13 protein-coding genes and 1 riboswitch are annotated in these 16,426 nt (G+C 45.0%); of the genes, 7 read left to right on the plus strand and 6 right to left on the minus strand.

What is annotated here, in order from left to right; genetic code table 11:
- Positions 1-58 precede the first annotated feature (58 nt).
- The 4 genes from AC0NJP_RS09055 to AC0NJP_RS09070 all read right to left on the minus strand — a co-directional run bounded on the left by AC0NJP_RS09055 (position 59) and on the right by AC0NJP_RS09070 (position 6,204).
- Positions 59-1,954, minus strand: a complete 1,896-nt coding sequence (locus AC0NJP_RS09055) for a sigma 54-interacting transcriptional regulator (protein WP_474699597.1) — start codon at positions 1,952-1,954, stop codon at positions 59-61.
- Between the two features lie 127 nt (positions 1,955-2,081).
- Positions 2,082-3,098: a zinc-binding alcohol dehydrogenase family protein gene (locus tag AC0NJP_RS09060; protein ID WP_474699598.1), complete on the minus strand. Its 1,017-nt coding sequence runs from the start codon at positions 3,096-3,098 to the stop codon at positions 2,082-2,084.
- A gap of 89 nt (positions 3,099-3,187) precedes the next feature.
- A complete protein-coding gene (locus AC0NJP_RS09065) occupies positions 3,188-4,675 on the minus strand; it encodes a UxaA family hydrolase (RefSeq protein ID WP_474699599.1) in 1,488 nt (495 codons plus the stop codon).
- Positions 4,675-6,204 (minus strand): tagaturonate reductase, encoded by a 1,530-nt coding sequence (locus tag AC0NJP_RS09070; RefSeq protein WP_474699600.1) that lies wholly within the window; start codon positions 6,202-6,204, stop codon positions 4,675-4,677. Before AC0NJP_RS09070 ends, AC0NJP_RS09065 begins: the two co-directional genes overlap by 1 nt.
- A 264-nt stretch (positions 6,205-6,468) precedes the next feature.
- A riboswitch (ZMP/ZTP riboswitch) is annotated at positions 6,469-6,548 on the plus strand.
- A gap of 62 nt (positions 6,549-6,610) precedes the next feature.
- Between AC0NJP_RS09070 and pflB the strand changes: the two genes are divergently transcribed.
- Both pflB and pflA read left to right on the plus strand, forming a co-directional pair.
- Positions 6,611-8,842, plus strand: coding sequence for a formate C-acetyltransferase (gene pflB, locus AC0NJP_RS09075; protein ID WP_474699601.1), 2,232 nt, complete (start codon positions 6,611-6,613; stop codon positions 8,840-8,842).
- A gap of 23 nt (positions 8,843-8,865) precedes the next feature.
- A complete protein-coding gene (gene pflA, locus AC0NJP_RS09080) occupies positions 8,866-9,585 on the plus strand; it encodes a pyruvate formate-lyase-activating protein (RefSeq protein WP_474699602.1) in 720 nt (239 codons plus the stop codon).
- A 129-nt stretch (positions 9,586-9,714) separates the two neighbouring features.
- On the opposite strand, the gene AC0NJP_RS09085 is transcribed toward pflA, so the two are convergent.
- On the minus strand, positions 9,715-10,263 hold the full coding sequence (locus tag AC0NJP_RS09085) for an NADH peroxidase (protein ID WP_474039500.1): 549 nt from the start codon (positions 10,261-10,263) through the stop codon (positions 9,715-9,717).
- Positions 10,264-10,444: 181 nt separating this feature from the next.
- On the opposite strand from AC0NJP_RS09085, the gene AC0NJP_RS09090 reads away from it, so the two are divergent.
- Entirely contained in the window at positions 10,445-10,846 is a 402-nt protein-coding gene (locus AC0NJP_RS09090) for a PaaI family thioesterase (protein ID WP_474699603.1), read from the plus strand.
- 175 nt (positions 10,847-11,021) lie between these two features.
- Complete coding sequence (locus AC0NJP_RS09095) at positions 11,022-11,258, plus strand: helix-turn-helix transcriptional regulator (protein WP_474039498.1); 237 nt, start codon at positions 11,022-11,024, stop codon at positions 11,256-11,258.
- Here the strand turns inward: AC0NJP_RS09095 and AC0NJP_RS09100 are convergent.
- Complete coding sequence (locus tag AC0NJP_RS09100; protein ID WP_474039497.1) at positions 11,255-12,115, minus strand: MurR/RpiR family transcriptional regulator; 861 nt, start codon at positions 12,113-12,115, stop codon at positions 11,255-11,257. The genes AC0NJP_RS09095 and AC0NJP_RS09100 overlap by 4 nt on opposite strands.
- A 402-nt stretch (positions 12,116-12,517) precedes the next feature.
- Here AC0NJP_RS09100 and AC0NJP_RS09105 point away from each other — a divergent pair, with 402 nt between their 5' ends.
- From AC0NJP_RS09105 to AC0NJP_RS09115, 3 genes are all read left to right on the plus strand, one after another.
- A complete protein-coding gene (locus AC0NJP_RS09105; protein WP_474039742.1) occupies positions 12,518-13,753 on the plus strand; it encodes an MFS transporter in 1,236 nt (411 codons plus the stop codon).
- Between the two features lie 99 nt (positions 13,754-13,852).
- Positions 13,853-15,388, plus strand: a complete 1,536-nt coding sequence (locus AC0NJP_RS09110; RefSeq protein ID WP_474699604.1) for a gluconokinase — start codon at positions 13,853-13,855, stop codon at positions 15,386-15,388.
- Positions 15,389-15,414: 26 nt separating this feature from the next.
- Entirely contained in the window at positions 15,415-16,371 is a 957-nt protein-coding gene (locus AC0NJP_RS09115) for a phosphoglycerate dehydrogenase (protein ID WP_474699605.1), read from the plus strand.
- The last annotated feature ends 55 nt before the right edge of the window (positions 16,372-16,426 follow it).

The raw sequence follows: 16,426 nt of genomic DNA on the forward strand, positions 1-16,426 counted from the left end.
AAGGCAAGTACTTTTTTTATAAGGTGTAAGAAAAAAAATCTCAAAGTGATAAAAAAAGCTACTTTTGCATTTTGCGCCAAAGGGTAGAACGGCTAATTCCCAATCGTTTGGCAGCCCGGGTGTAGTTGAAATTTTCTTCGAGGAGAATCTGTTCGATGATTTCACGCTCGGCTCTGTCAAGTTCACCACCGCTGGAGTCAATTGATTTTGGCTGAAATGGTGAGATTTCCAGATCTGTATCAAGGGTTTGACGAATTTCTTTTGCCGTAATCTCATCAGAGTCGGCGAGGAGAACAGCTCTTTCGAGGATATTGGCAAGTTCGCGAATATTGCCTGGCCAAGGGTGAGATTGCAATAAAGCAAGCGCTTCTTTACTAAGACTTTTAGGGCGAGAAATAGAGAAACAGAGCTTGCTAAGGAAATGATCTACGAGCAGCGGAATATCTTCTTGACGACAACGCAGCGGCGGTAAATAGAGCTTTAAGATATTGAGGCGATAGTAAAGATCGGCGCGGAATTTTTTTTCACCGACTAGTTCACGCAGGTTTTGGTTTGTTGCGGCAATGACGCGGATGTCGACAGGGATTACGGCATGACCGCCAAGGCGCATGACTTCTTTTTCCTGTAAGACTCTAAGGAGTCTTGCTTGTAAGGAAAGGGGGAGTTCACCAATTTCATCGAGAAAGAGCGTTCCACCATGGGCTAATTCAAACAGACCTGTTTTGCCGCCTTTTTTGGCGCCAGTAAACGCGCCTTCCTCGTAGCCCATAAGTTCGCTTTCTAGGAGTGTTTCCGGCAGAGCGGCGCAGTTAATGGCTACAAAGGGCTTTTTATCGCGAGAGCTAAGCTTGTGGAGGCTCTGGGCGAACATTTCCTTGCCTGTGCCCGATTCGCCGGTAATGAGTACGGTTGAACTCGATGGCGCGTAGCGACGTACTTGTCGTTTCACTTCAGCTATCGTACTCGATTGGCCAATGATTTGCGACAAGTCAACTTTTGCTACGAGCCCTTTCGCGTGCAGCTTTTGCCGAATCGATTGTTCAAAATGCTGCAACTTCGTTACATCCTGAAAAGTGGCGATGGCGCCAACAATCTTATGGTGAACTTTGATGGGAATGCGTTTCGTTGCTAAAATTTTTTGCCCGATATGTTGAATTTCACCTGTTTCGGCGGCGCCGCTAGCGAGAATAAGCGGCAGTCTGGTATTTGGGATTACGGCATCGACAATTTGACCGATGGCTTTGGCCTGTGTCGTATGAAAAATGGTGCAGGCAGCTGGATTGAAAAAAGTTATGCGGCCTGTACGATCTACAGCGACAATACCATCAGTAGAAGAGTTCACAATCGTTCGAAGCAGTTCGGTCTGTTCTTGTTCCTGCCGGCGCACCTCAGCGACGCGTTCGGCCTCTTTGATTGCTTTATAGATGGCGTCTTTGCCTGATTCGATGACGCTGCCGCCAAGACCAAGTTCTTTAGCCAAGAGGACAGAGTTCGTATCGCCAACGATACCGAGAATACCTTGCGTGGCCGCTAAAGCGATTTTTGCCGCTGTTTCTTCCCGATTATCCAGGGGGATTGTCGGTACGGAAAAATCAAGAATATCAGCAAGCATTTCGCATTCATAAATAATGTTGCGAAAGCCGGTGACGCCGAGTTTGTCAGGGCTGATGCCTGATTGTTTAATGGCGCGGAGAATATCGAAAGCCGTAACGGGGATTTGAACAAGGGGGATTGTAGGGATTTGTTCTGAGATCGCTAAAGCGGTTCCGCCTCGACTGATAAAGACTTCTGCGCCCTGTTCTAAGGCTAAGCGAGCTTGACTGACACCGGCCAGAGAGTCGCCGAGGCTGATTTGGATCGTACTGTTCCATTCTTGTTTATGTTCTCGGATGACTTCTTCGGCGAGCTGGGCCATGGCGGCAAAAGGGGCAATGATACAAAGTTTATAATCCATAGCAAATCTCCTGTAATCTTCTTGCTCTTATTTTATCAAAAAAGCGTTCAAGAAAAAACCTCCAAGCGTAGCCGTAAGCCGCGCCTGGAGGTTCTGATCATATTAGTAAACAGTTATGGTGAACTTATTAATCGCTTAAGGCGACTACTTTCAAGTAATTGCCAGGATGAACGGAAATATCATCAACAAGCGTTGGAAGTTCTTCGAAAGTAATTGTTTTGGTAATCAGGGCTTTTACATCGACCTTGCCTTCGGCAATGAGGCGGATGCTTTCCGGGAATTCTTGATAGCTGTTTCTGGAACCAACGAGATCGAGTTCTTTTTTCGTAAAGAGTGCTGTTGGCAGGGAAATTTCTTTTTTCGGCCAACCTACAAAAGCGATGCGGCCAGAGTATGCCACATAATCTAAGGTGCTGCGGATGGCCATATCATTGCCTGAGGCTTCAATAACTGCTTCAGCCATGCGATCATGGGTGATCTCTTTAATTTTGGCTACCGCATCCGTTGTGACCGGGTTAATTACATGGACTACGCCAAGACCTTTGGCGAATTCAAGGCGTTCTTCTACCGGGTCAATTACGATAGGAATTGCGCCAAGACTCAAAGCGTATTGTGCGGCTAACAGGCCAATCGGGCCGCTGCCGATAATTGCTACATGTTCGCCTTTGACAACGCGAGAGCGGTGTACGGCATGCATGGAAATTGTCAGAGGTTCCACCATGGCAAGGAGATCCCAGGAGATGTTTTGCGGGACTTTATGAACCAGGTGACGTGGGTGAGAGAAATATTCCGACATAGCGCCATCGATGTGAACGCCAAGAACCGTTAAATTTTCGCAGCAGTTCGTCCGTTTGTTTTGACAAGGATAGCATTTGCCGCAGTATACATAAGGTTCTAAGACGACGTGATCGCCAATGGCAAAATCTTTTTCTTCCGGGCCAACTTCCACGACTTCACCAGCTACTTCATGGCCGATGATGCGAGGATAAGAAACGAGCGGATTTACGCCGAGGTAGGCGCCAATATCAGAGCCGCAGATGCCGAAGCTTTTTACTTTTATGAGAATCTGGCCTTCTTTGCGTTCTGGTTTTTCCACTGTAGCGATTTTAATGTTTTTTGGTTCTGCTAAATAGACTGCTTTCATGTGATTGCTCCTTTAAATTTGAATTTTGTTTATGCAAAGTATTAGCTGATTTTTATCTAATGCTTTCACTAACGATTATACGATAACGATTATAAGGTTACGCCGTTTTTGAAGATGGCAATCTCGCGAAAGCCCATCGTTTCGTTTTTGGTCTGCTTGCCGGAAGCGACGGCTAATATTTCGTCAAATAGCTCTTCTGTTACTTCTGGCAGCGTGTGACCTTCGAGCAGTTTGCCGGCATTGAAGTCCATCCAGTTGGCTTTATAGGTGAACAGGGGACTATTTGTGGCGATTTTCATTGTCGGTACTGTTGTGCCAAGGGGGGTGCCGCGTCCTGTTGTGAACAGGATAATATGGCAGCCGGCAGCGGCGAGAACTGTGGAAGCGACAGCGTCATTACCAGGACCGTTTAAGAGGCTTAGTCCTTTTTCTTTCACTTGGTCGCCATATTTCAGGACATCAACGACAGTGGCCCGACCGCCTTTTTGTGTACAGCCAAGCGATTTTTCTTCTAGGGTAGAGATGCCGCCCTTTTTGTTTCCTGGTGACGGATTTTCATAAATCGGTTGATTGTAGGCCTGAAAATATTCTTTAAAGTCATTGATTAAATGTACGGTTTTTTCGAAAATTTCTTTGGTTTTAGCGCGATTCATCAAAATCGTTTCGGCGCCGAACATTTCAGGAACTTCCGTCAGGACCGTACTGCCGCCTGCGGCAATTAAGGAGTCTGATAAAGAGCCGACAAGCGGGTTTGCCGTAATGCCAGAGAAGCCGTCAGAACCGCCGCATTTTAAGCCGACTACGAGTTCCGAAGCATCACAGGTTACCCGCTCGTTTTTGGCGGCATATTCTAGTAGTTTGTCAATAAGCGCTTCGCCGGAAGCCAGTTCATCTTCGACTTCCTGAGCGATGATGAATTTTACTCTGTCAGGATCATAATCACCGATTACTTTTTGAAATTCAGGAATATTATTGTTTTCACAGCCCAAGCCAAGCACGAGAACGCCGCCAGCATTAGGGTGGTTTACGAAATCAGCCAGAATTCGCTGCGTCGTTTCATGATCGCTGCCAAGCTGAGAACAGCCATGAGGATGAGTGAACTCATGAACGCCGTCAATATTTTTAAAGTTTTGGCATTTTTCTTGACCGTAGCGAGCGAGAAGTTGAGCGGCGCGATTGACACAGCTCACTGTGGGGATAATCCAGATTTCATTGCGGATGCCCACGCGACCGTCGGCGCGACGATAGCCTTGAAAGGTTTTTTTGCTTACGCTAGGCAGGGGAGCCGCTGGTTTGGGTTCATAGGAATACTCCAGCAGTTCGCCTAGGTTTGTCTTTACATTATGCGTGTGAAGCCATTCGCCAGCGGCCACCGGTTTGGTGGCGTGGCCAATAGGAAAGCCGTATTTGATCACATGATCGCCCGTTTGTAGCGATGTTAAGGCGATCTTGTGGCCTTTGGCGATATCTTCCTGCGCTGTGAGGGTTTCATTGCCGACAGATAAGGTCGATCCTTTAGTAATATCAGCTAAAGCAACGGCGACATTGTCGTGATCATGAATCTTCAAAACAGCCATTATTTTCCTCCTACTAAGGCGGCAACTGTTTTTTGCATGCCTTCATTTGTGATTTGGTACAGGTAGCCAGCTAATTTATCAGTGAGCTGCGGTACTGTATTTAGATCCTGTCCCCATAAGGATTGATTCGCGAGAACGGCGGCAGCGACCTTCTTGGCGCCTGCTTCGCTGTTGTCATAATCTTTCCAGGTGGCGGCAAAGAATTCTAGCGCAGGCAGGTCATCTTTCATTTCGAATTCGCCTTTAGCGCGAGCTGCTTTCATGGAAGATCCTTCGATGTGACCCTCTTTATATACGGCGATCAGAGCGGCAAAGGAGAAGGTCAGCATATCAGGTAGTTTGTGATTCAGTTTGTTATATTCTAAGATGGATGGAAGTACGCGGGATTTGAATTTCGAGGAGGAATTTAATAAGATGCTGAGCAGATAATGTTTAATAAAGGGATTTTGGAAGCGTTCCATAACCGAATCGGCGAACTCCGTAAGCATTCCTTTATCAAGATCGATCGAGGGGATGATTTCGTCAGAGACGATAGATCTTACATATTTGCCGAGTACTTCATGATCCATCATTTCGCCGACGGTATCTAAACCATAGAGGAAAGCGGCAGGGATCGAGGCGGTATGAGCGCCGTTTAAAATGCGTACTTTTCTTGTCCGGTAAGGCGTCATATCATCGGTCCAAACTACATTTAAACCTACTTCCGTAAAGGGTAGGCGTTTCGCCAGTTCTTGGGAACCTTCAATAACCCACAGATGAAATAGTTCGCCTGTATCAATTAAGTTATCTTTGTAGCCGAATTTTTCTTCCAAAGCAGTGGCTTCATCGCGAGGATAGCCTGTTACAACACGGTCAACTAAGGAATTGTGGAAGGAGTTGTGCTCGTGAATCCAGTTTTTAAATTCTTTCGGCAGCTGCCAGAGATCGGCGAATTGCAAAATCGTTTCTTTCAATTTATCGCCGTTTCGTTCAATCAGTTCACAAGGAATAATAACCATGCCTTTGGCGGCGTCGCCATTAAAATGCTGATAGCGATGATACAAGAAAGCCGTTAGCTTGCCAGGGTAAGAGTTGGGAGGCGTCATATCGGCTTTGTCGTTTCCGTCAAAAGCGATACCGGCTTCTGTTGTATTCGAAATGATATATTCCATATCGGGATTTTCCGCGCATTTTAAATATTCAGCCCAGTTCGTATAAGGATTAATGCCGCGGCTAATTGCCTGCATAATTTCTTTTTTCTCCGTTACTTTTCCGTTTTCTAAGCCACGTAACAAGAGGGTATACAGCCCATCTTGTTCGTTCAGACGGTCCACAAGACCTTCGGCGATTGGCTGTACTACAACGATACGGCCAGCGAATTTTCCTTCTTTGATAATCTGGTGGAACATCCAGTCAACGAAAGCCCGCAGAAAGTTTCCTTCGCCAAACTGCAGTACTTTTTCCGGTAGATTTTCCGGAAATGTTTGGCGAGAAATATCTTCTGGGAAAGAAAAAGAACTCGAAAGAAGCTGTTGATTTAATGTTTGCACAAAAATCCCTCACTTTACTTTTACTAAATTTTTATATTTTTTACGTTTCAGTCAGTATACTTAAAATGCAAGAATAATGCCAATTTGGAAGTGGTGAGATTTAGCGGACTTGTCTGAAAACTGGCAAAACAAACTGTTCTATAATAGAACAGTTAATGATCGTTTTGAAACAAAAATATTGATTTTAATAATTTTTCTTTTTCCATATTTTTTATCTTGACGAAGTTCTTTTCCTCTCATATAATGAGCTTGTCAACAGAATTTAAAAAGATGCAGGACTGGCGGAAGTGGAGATTACCACAGGAACTGTGTTTTTGACTATGCCGACCGCCTGGGCAAGATCGTCTTGTTCGGGCGGTCTTTTTATCGTTACGATAGGCAATTATAAAAAGGGGGTACTAGTAATATGGTGAAAAATGCTAAGAAATTTCAAAGCGGTAAGTGGGAACAGGAAATTGATGTAAGAAACTTTATTCAGTTAAACTATAGCCCTTACGAGGGAGACAGCGCTTTCTTGACGGGACCGACGGCGAGAACGGAAAAGCTTTGGAAGATTTGTCTGCAGCGTTTGCAGGAAGAAAGACAGAGAGAGGGAGTTTGGTCTGTCGATACCACAAAAGTTTCGACAATTACTTCTCATGGACCTGGCTATATTGAAAAAGATCTTGAGATCATCGTGGGCCTCCAGACGGAAAAACCGCTAGAACGAAGCATTATCGTAAATGGCGGTATTCGCATGGCTGAACAGGCTTGTGAAGCTTACGGCTATCACTTGGATGACAAAATTTCGGAAATTTATCATCACCATCGGAAAACCCATAATACGGCTGTTTTTGACGCCTATACCGATGAAATGCGTCAGGTACGCCGTCTTGGTATTATTACAGGACTGCCTGATGCTTACGGACGTGGTCGGATTATTGGCGACTATCGCCGCGTAGCGCTTTATGGTACGGATCGTCTGATTGCTGAAAAGAAAAAAGATTTAGTAGAACTAGCGGAAAAAGCAATGACCGAAGATGTCATTCGTCTCCGTGAGGAAGTTGCTGAACAAATTGCTGCTCTTGGCGAAATCGCTCAAATGGCGAAAAGCTATGGTGTTGATATAAGCTGTCCCGCTGAAACGGCAAAAGAAGCTGTACAGGCGCTCTATTTGGGATACCTTGCTGCGATTAAGGAGCAAAATGGCGCAGCTATGTCGTTAGGTCGTGTTTCAACCTTTCTTGATATTTATCTTGCGCGAGATCTCGCTAGTGGTATTATTACGGAAGCTGAAGCGCAGGAACTTATTGATCAGCTTGTAATCAAACTGCGTTTAGCTCGTCATCTCAGAACGCCTGATTACAACGAGCTTTTTGCTGGTGATCCTCTTTGGGTAACAGAAGCGATCGGTGGAATGGGACTTGACGGACGGACGCTTGTAACTAAGACGTCCTTTAGAATTCTTCACACTCTCTATAATCTAGGACCTGCGCCAGAGCCGAACTTAACTGTACTTTGGTCGGAGGGATTGCCGCAAGGCTTTAAGGATTTTTGCGCGCAAGTCTCCATTGATACAAGTGCCATTCAATATGAAAATGATGATGTGATGCGTGTGGAATATGGCGATGATTATGCCATTGCCTGCTGCGTATCGGCCATGAAAGTGGGCAAACAGATGCAGTTCTTTGGTGCTAGAGCAAACCTAGCTAAGGCGCTGCTGCTAGCGATTAATGGCGGGCGCGATGAAAAAACGGGTGAGCAGGTTGGGCCTGTTGTGCCGGAAATGACTGGCGAAGTGCTTGATTTTGAACAGGTACGGCAAAATTATTCCGTTGTTTTGAAATGGCTTGCTGGTCTCTATGTGAACACGATGAATGTGATTCATTACATGCATGATAAATATGCCTATGAACGGTCGCAATTGGCGTTGCATGACACCAAAGTAGATCGTCTGATGGCGTTTGGTGTTGCCGGACTGTCTGTGGCTGCTGACTCTTTAAGCGCTATCAAATATGGCAAGGTGAAAGTGGTGCGCAATGAGCAAGGAATTGCTACCGAGTTTGCGAGCATAGAAGAGTTTCCTTGCTATGGTAATGATGATGAGCGAGTTGACGTCTTTGCCAAGGAGCTTACCGCTGAGTTTTCCCGCAATTTAAAGCGTCATGCCGCTTACCGCGATGCGAAGCATACACTTTCCGTACTGACGATTACCTCCAATGTTATGTATGGGAAGAAAACAGGGGCGACGCCAGATGGCCGCAAAGCAGGAGAAGCTTTTGCTCCAGGTGCGAATCCGATGCATGGACGCGATCAGCGCGGCGCTTTAGCTGCGATGAATTCAGTAGCCCATATTTCCTATGATGATTGCCAAGATGGCATTTCGTATACTTTCTCAGCTGTGCCGGGATCACTAGGAAAAGGCCGAGAGAATCAAATTCGCAACCTTGCAGCACTGCTTGACGGCTACAGCCGCCAGCAAGGACATCATATCAATGTAAATGTATTGGAGCGGAGTCTGTTAGAGAAAGCGATGGCTCAACCAGAATTATATCCGCAACTCACGATCCGCGTATCTGGTTATGCTGTTCACTTTGTCAACTTAAGTCCCGCCCATCAGCGGGAAGTCATTAGCCGTACTTTCTATGAAGCCATGTAAGGCTTATTGAAGGAGGAGGGGCGATGGAGGGATACTACCATTCTATTGAAACTTTTGGTACTGTCGATGGCCCGGGGATTCGCTACGTTCTTTTCTTGAGCGGCTGTCCCCTGGGCTGCCGTTTTTGTCACAATCCTGATACATGGTGCCAGGGGACGAAGCGCATTTCCGTAGATGAGGTCATTGCTGATGTACAACGCTATCGCGCTTTTTACGGCGGTCAGGGAGCGATTACAGTCAGCGGCGGCGAACCGCTGTTGCAGTCTGCTTTTGTTGCGGAACTTTTTCGCTCTTGCCGTAGCGCTAACATTCATACGCTATTAGATACATCAGGCTATGGTGAAACGGCTCAATTTGCCGAAGTACTCTCTGTAACCGATTATTTGCAGCTAAGCTTGAAGGGGGCTACGGCAAGGCGCTATGCTGAGCTGACGAATCAGGATATTGGTTTGGTAGCAGCGAATTTACGCTATGCTTTGTCGGCGGCAATTCCTGTTGTCGTCCGCTATGTAGTGATTCCCGGCGTCACTGACACACAAGAAGATGCTGCGGCGCTTGCTTCGCTGCTTACCGCTATGCCGCGTCTACCTGCTATTGAACTTCTTGCCTATCATCAGCTGGGGCGACAGAAATGGGAGAAGCTTGGCTGGGTGTATTCTTTGACGGCACCAGCGGCAACAAGCGAGGATGTACGGCGCTTTGGCACGGCTTTAGAAAAACTGGATCTTAAGCTGCTGACGTGAACAGTTGGTGGCGGATCTGAGCTTAAGAATAAAACAAAAAGCTGACTCGACGGAAAAATCCGCTGAGTCAGCTTTTTGTCATTAAAAAAGACGAGTTTTAACAAACTCGCCTTTTTGTTATAATAAAAATTATTTACCAAAATGTCTTTCGAGTAAGCCTTTGAAAGCAGCGCCATGGCGCGCTTCATCTTTGCACATTTCATGAACTGTATCATGAATTGCGTCAAGACCAAGAGCTTTTGCTTTTTTGGCAATACCCAGTTTGCCTTCGCAAGCGCCGTATTCAGCAGCTACGCGTAATTCCAGGTTTTTCTTAGTAGAAGTTGTAACAACTTCGCCAAGCAGTTCGGCAAATTTAGCAGCATGTTCTGCTTCTTCAAAAGCAATCCGTTTGTAAGCTTCAGCGATTTCAGGGAAGCCTTCGCGGTCAGCTTGACGGCTCATAGCAAGATACATACCTACTTCGGTGCATTCTCCGGTAAAGTTCATTTTGAGACCTTCCAGAATTTCAGCATCTACGCCTGCTGCAACGCCAATACGATGTTCGTCGGCCCAGTTCATAGCACCTTCGGACTTTTCGATGAATTTGCTAGCAGGCGCCTTACACTGTGGACAAGATTCTGGAGCTGAATCGCCTTCATGAACATAACCGCAAATTGCACATACAAATTTTTTCATTAAAAAAATCCTCCTCGTAGTACATCATTATTTTGATAACAGTAATCAATTAATAATTTATATTGATTAACTCATGTGAATATCATACCATAAATGAAAATTTTTGCAAGAGGGTTTCTGAAAAAATGTTACAATTACGGTGTAGATTTAAAAATAGGTAGTGATAAGGGAGTTGTTTCTCATGACGGTAGAAAAAACGAATTATAAAAACTCGATGCTAGAAGTGCTGGGAATCGAATTTGTGGAGTTATCGCCAGAACGGGTAGTCGCTACTATGCCTGTAAATCAAAACAGCTGTCAGCCCTATGGACTGCTTCATGGCGGCGCCTCGGTCGCTTTGGCGGAAACGGTTGCTAGTGAAGGTACTTGCCAGGCCATTGATCGCAGCAAGTATTATGCTGTAGGTATGGAGATTAATGCGAATCATCTGCGCGGCAAGCGTGATGGCATTGTAACAGCTGTAGCGACACCGATTCATAAAGGCCGTTCCACGATGGTTTGGAACATTCAGATTCATGACGAGCAGGAAAAGCTCATTTGTATGTCACGCTGTACAATGGCAATAGTTTCCATTGAAAAATAAGACAAGAATCCTATCTTTTAGGATAGGATTCTTGGAATCAATGGCGAAAAATAAAAAAAGTAGGAAAAATTTGGCTTGCATGTATACATTTACAAATACTTAACTATATGACATACTATGACAAAGAGATCTTATGGTAAAATACACCGATCATGATCGAGGAGGAGCCGATGAGATGGAGAATTTAGTGAAATTAAATTGGTTTTATAGTCCGGGGAGTGACACCTTGACTGAAGAACAATTAAATTTAATTCGTCTATTAGCTCATGGCGTGTCAGATGAACAGATTGCACGCTATCTTGATGTTCCTGTTGTCGGTGTAGAGATGCATTTGCAACGCATTTTTAAGAAGTTAGACGTGACGAATCGTACTCAGGTGCTAGCGAAAGCCGCAAAATGCGGTATTATTTAAAGACGGCGCTTGGCAATGGAAAGACGCAATTTATTCATGTTTTCCAGAAATTCGTCAGGATTTTTTAATAGCATGCCCACATAGAGCAAATCGGCAATCGCCAAATGTACGAGGCGAGAAGCCATTGCTTCCGAACGGTATTTTACTTCCTGGCCCATGCCATGTAATACAATATCAGCTTTTTTACTTAAGGGAGAATGAAGATAACTGGTGATCGCAATGACGGTCGCCTTATTTTTTTTTGCAATTTCCACAGATTCTAAGATATCAATATTAGAGCCCGTATGAGATACGGCAATTACAGCATCGGTAGGTTTTAGTAAGGAAGCCGAAGTAATTTGCATGTGTATATCAGAATAGGCTTTTATGGGTTTGCCAAAACGGATGAAGCGACTTTCAATATCATAGGCTATAATGGCAGAGATGGCGAAACCGTATACATCAATTTTTCTGGCTTGGCTCAAGACATCTACTGCTTGCTGCAGCGCTGTAAAATCAAGTAATTTTAGGGTGTCTTGCAAGCTGTCAGAGATTGTTGTAAAGAGTTTGGCTGCAATTAAATCGAAAGAGTCGCCTTGTTTTACTTCTTGCACCACAGAGTCCATGGGACTAAAAATCTCACTGGCCAAAGCAATTTTGAGGCTCTGCAGACCGCTATAGCCTAATTTGCGGCAAAAACGCGAAACAGTGATTTCGGCGCTTTTGGTTGCATCCGCAATTTCTGAAATGGTTTGCTGTACGACTTGATGGGGCGATTGAATAATATAGTCGGCAATTTTCCGTTCTGATTTTGTAAAGTTTTGATAGCCGCTGCGCAGCAAAGGCAAGCAGGGAGTGGGAATGGTCGGTTCGGTCATAAGTACGCTCCTACAATCAATTTCCAAAATAAAAACAGTATTTTTTATCATACTAGTGAATTCGTACGGTAAAACAACAGTTCATCTAATTCGAATGCTAAGCTTCTTTTTCCTTTAAATTGTGAAAAAAATATCTTTGTGCAATAGATAAGAATTTTGCAAAAATAATTATTGCGTGAATAAATAAGTTCCGCTACAATATAGTTAAATGATATAGTGCAATCATTTTTATATTAAAAAAAGAAAAAAGTATATCATTTTTCTGATTGTCTGTTTCAGAGGAAAGGTGGGACGAAAGCGAAGAACAGACGTGATGATGGTTTATTGAATTGAGGAGGGGCTATTTTGAGTACACAAGTACAAGAACCAAAAACAAAAGCGCGTTATGGCGTAGCCGTTTTAATGCTGGCGGCAATTGCAATTAATTATCTGGACCGGACTTGTATGTCCGCCGCAGCGCCAACCATGATGAAAGATCTTCATATCGGTACAACAGAAATGGGTATTATAATGTCTGCTTTCTTTTGGAGCTACGCTGCTTTTCAGATTCCGGCTGGTTGGCTGGCTGACCGTATCGGTCAGAGAATTTGCCTTCCTATCGCAGTTATCTGGTGGTCTTTAGCAACAGCAGCTACGGCTGGAGCGAAATCTGTGAGTGCATTAATTGGCGCCCGCGTATTTATGGGCATGGGCGAAGCCGGTGTATATCCTTGTAATGCTGGGATTACGGCTAAATGGTTTCCTGATAAGGAAAGAGGTCGTGTAACAGCACTCTTTGATAGCGGCAGTAAATTCGGTACAGCTTTTACGATGCCTTTCGTTGCCTGGATGGTTGCAGTGTATGGCTGGCAGCTTCCCTTTATTGTCTGCGGCGCTGTAGGCTTACTGTGGGCCGTCGCTTGGATGGCTTATTATCAGGACCCGGAAAAATCCAAATATGTAAATCAAGCTGAATTAAAGTATATCCGTGAGGGACAAGCGAAAAAAGAAGGTATTGATAAAACGCAGCCCATGAAATGGTATGAACTTTTGAAATACCGTAATGTAGTGGCTATGTGTCTAGGTTTCTTCTTATTTAATTATGCGATTTATTTCTTTATTACTTGGTTCCCCACTTATTTGGTAAAAGACCGCGGCATGCAGCTTATGACGATGGGCTGGGCGGCCATGCTTCCTCCTCTCTGCGGCATTTTGGCACAGTGGTGCGGCGGTATTTTAACAGATTATATGTATGCGAAAACTGGTAATTTAACTCGTTCCAGAAAAATTAATCTCGTCTGTGGTATGTTATTAGCTACTTCGATTGCTTTTGCTGGTCTAGTAGAATCCAATGTAGTAGCGATTGGTCTTCTCTGCGTATCCTATGGCGGCTTGGCTTTTGCTGCTGCAGCTCTTTGGTCGTTGCCTGGCGACGTAGCGCCTCGCAATATGACTTCCGTGCTTGGCGGTATTCAAAACTGCGCTTCCAATATCGGCGGCATTTTGGGACCGATTGTTACAGGTTACATTATTGCTACGACAGGTAACTTCATGGTGGCTCTGGCCATTTCCGGCGGTTGCTGCTTGTTGGGCGCCTTGACCTATGCTTTCGTACTGCAAGAAATTAAACCGATTCAAGTTGAAGAAAAAGCAAGCTAAATCATAGGTGTGTAATCCGTTCTGACTGTCAGATAGTTTTCTTATCTGGCAGTCAGGATTTTTTCACCTAGTTTTGTTATGTGTGAAAGGATGAGAAAAATGAATTCAACAGTTTGGCTGGGAATTGATATTGGAACAACCGGCGTCAGAGCTGTCGCTTATGAGCCGAATGGAAATTGCTTAGGTTCGGCTGATAAGCAGTATCCTCTGTACACACCGTATCCCGAGTGGGCGGAACAAGATCCTGATGAAATTGTCGGCGCTACGGCCCATGTAATTCGGAGTGTGGCAGCTACTTTAGCTGCACAAGGTCGTCAAGCTGATGGAATTGCTTTTAGTTCTGTTTTTCATAGTTTTTTAGCTTACGATAAAACAGGTAGACCGATTACCAAGTTGATGACTTGGGCCGATAACCGCAGTTCTAAAATTGTGAGTGAATGGAAGAAAACGCGGTCTGATTTATTAGAAGTATATCGGCGTACAGGCTGTCCGACTCATCCTATGTACCCGGCAACTAAAATTGCCTGGCTGCGTCAGGAAAAGCCGACCCTGTTTCAGGAGGCGGCTTTTTTTGGCTCAATTAAAGACTATGTCTTCAAGATCTTTACAGGCGAGTGGGTCGTAGATCGATCCATTGCCAGTGGTTCTGGTCTTTATAATCTACAGGCGCTAGAGTGGGATAAAGAAGTTTTGGCCTACTTAAAAGTTTCTGAGGCGAATATGCCGCCTGTTGTTTCTACGACGTATACTCAGAAGTTGAACAAAGAAACGGCTATACGGCTAGGGTTGCCTAGTGGTATTCCTGTTGTAATTGGCGCCGGTGACGGCGTGCTCGTAAACGTAGGAATCGGTGCTGTTCGGCCGGGCCAAATTAGTGCGACAATCGGAACGAGCGGCGCTGTCCGGATGCTTCATGAAAAACCATTGACTGATCCAAAAGGCCGCACCTGGTGCTACAATTTGACAGATCAGGTATGGGTATTAGGCGGCGCTATAAATAATGGCGGGATTGCTTTACGTTGGGTACGGGATCAACTGGCTCAAAAGGATATTGAGCTTGCAGAAAAACTGGGTGTCGATGCCTATGATTTAATGACAGCGGAAGCTGCGAAAATCCCTGCCGGCGCTGAGGGTCTCTTGTTGTTGCCGTTTTTTGCTGGCGAACGAGCGCCAAACTGGAATAGCGATGTGAGAGCTACACTGTTTGGACTTACGTTGAATCATACAAAAAGTCATATTGCTAGAGCGACGCTAGAGGGAATCTGTTTTCGGATGCATAGCATCTTAGAAGCCCTGACGGAAGTGGTCGGTCCAGCTAAAGATATCCGCGTCAGCGGTAGCTTCATAAAGTCGCCGCTATGGCTGCAAATTTTATCAGATATTTTTAATCAAAAAGTCAATGTTCCTAGCGTGAATGAAGGCGCCGCTTTCGGCGCTGCCGTACTGGGCTTTGTGGCAGCAGGGATTTTACCTGATATATCAGCAACAGCCGATTTTGTAACGGTTACGAAATCCTATGAGCCGCGTTTGGAAGCGGCTAACCAATATAAGAAACTCTATGACATTTATGAGCGCGTTTACTGGAATTTACAAAAAGAGTTCACTGATATTGCGAATTTCCAGAAAAACGGCTAGGTGTTTGGATACAAGGGGGACCTAACATGGCAAGAGTAGTAATTACAGCTCGATCTGTGGCAAACTGCCAAGAAGGACGCGATCTTTTAACAGCAGCAGGCCATGAAGTGATTGTAAGAACAGGTAGCGGCCCTTGGGGCGAAGAGGATATGACAGAAATTATTCAAGGCGTTGATGCGGCTATTGTCGGTCTTGATGAAGTTTCTGAAAAGGTGCTTGCTGCTGGCGCACCGACCTTAAAAGTTATTGCTAGAAATGGTGTAGGCTATAATAAGGTTGCTGTAGCTGCGGCCAAGGAACGGGGCATTGCTGTTACTTTAGCGCCGGGAACGAATACGATTTCTGTTTGTGAGCTTGTTTTTGCTCTGATGTTGGGCACAGCGCGCCATGTTTGTCTGCAAAATCAAGAAGTTCACGAAGGCGGCTGGCAGCGCGTAATGGGCTGTGAACTTTATGGTAAAACCTTAGGAATTGTCGGAACAGGTAGTATTGGCAGCGAAGTGATTAAACGAGCTCATGCCTTTGGTATGAAGATACTTGCTTTTGATTTATGGCAAAAACAAGAGTTGATTGATCTTTATGGTGCCAAATATGTATCTTTAGATGAGATCTATGAACAAGCTGATTTTATTTCTCTGCATGTACCAGCAACGCCAGAGACCAAGGGTATGATTCAAGCGACTACCATTGCCAAAATGAAACCGACAGCGATTTTGATCAATACCGCTAGAGGCGATTTAATTGTGGAGCAAGAGTTGTATGAAGCGTTAAAAGCAAATCAAATTGCCGGTTACGGGGCTGATGCTATGATTCAAGAGCCGCCGGGAGAAGATCATCCGCTGCTTTCCCTGCCTAATGTGATTATTACGCCTCATTGCGGCGCCTATACGAAAGAAGCTGTTATTCGTTGCAGTGTAACGGCGGCAGAAGAAGTTGTCCGTGTTTTAAACGGCGAAATGCCGCGGTATCCTGTTTCGCAGTAATCGTTTTCATAGGTAAAAAACTTTTCGGAAAATGTCTCGAGTAACAAGCAAAGGG

The sequence above is a fragment of the Pelorhabdus sp. sgz311002 genome (assembly GCF_056134285.1).

What these genes read in the sequence shown, in the direction of transcription:
- AC0NJP_RS09055 (WP_474699597.1), bottom strand. Translation starts at nt 1,954, where the DNA reads ATGGATTATAAACTTTGTATCATTGCCCCTTTTGCCGCCATGGCCCAG.
- AC0NJP_RS09060 (WP_474699598.1), bottom strand. Translation starts at nt 3,098, where the DNA reads ATGAAAGCAGTCTATTTAGCAGAACCAAAAAACATTAAAATCGCTACA.
- AC0NJP_RS09065 (WP_474699599.1), bottom strand. Translation starts at nt 4,675, where the DNA reads ATGGCTGTTTTGAAGATTCATGATCACGACAATGTCGCCGTTGCTTTA.
- pflB (WP_474699601.1), top strand. Translation starts at nt 6,611, where the DNA reads ATGGTGAAAAATGCTAAGAAATTTCAAAGCGGTAAGTGGGAACAGGAA.
- pflA (WP_474699602.1), top strand. Translation starts at nt 8,866, where the DNA reads ATGGAGGGATACTACCATTCTATTGAAACTTTTGGTACTGTCGATGGC.
- AC0NJP_RS09085 (WP_474039500.1), bottom strand. Translation starts at nt 10,263, where the DNA reads ATGAAAAAATTTGTATGTGCAATTTGCGGTTATGTTCATGAAGGCGAT.
- AC0NJP_RS09090 (WP_474699603.1), top strand. Translation starts at nt 10,445, where the DNA reads ATGACGGTAGAAAAAACGAATTATAAAAACTCGATGCTAGAAGTGCTG.
- AC0NJP_RS09095 (WP_474039498.1), top strand. Translation starts at nt 11,022, where the DNA reads ATGGAGAATTTAGTGAAATTAAATTGGTTTTATAGTCCGGGGAGTGAC.
- AC0NJP_RS09100 (WP_474039497.1), bottom strand. Translation starts at nt 12,115, where the DNA reads ATGACCGAACCGACCATTCCCACTCCCTGCTTGCCTTTGCTGCGCAGC.
- AC0NJP_RS09105 (WP_474039742.1), top strand. Translation starts at nt 12,518, where the DNA reads ATGCTGGCGGCAATTGCAATTAATTATCTGGACCGGACTTGTATGTCC.
- AC0NJP_RS09110 (WP_474699604.1), top strand. Translation starts at nt 13,853, where the DNA reads ATGAATTCAACAGTTTGGCTGGGAATTGATATTGGAACAACCGGCGTC.
- AC0NJP_RS09115 (WP_474699605.1), top strand. Translation starts at nt 15,415, where the DNA reads ATGGCAAGAGTAGTAATTACAGCTCGATCTGTGGCAAACTGCCAAGAA.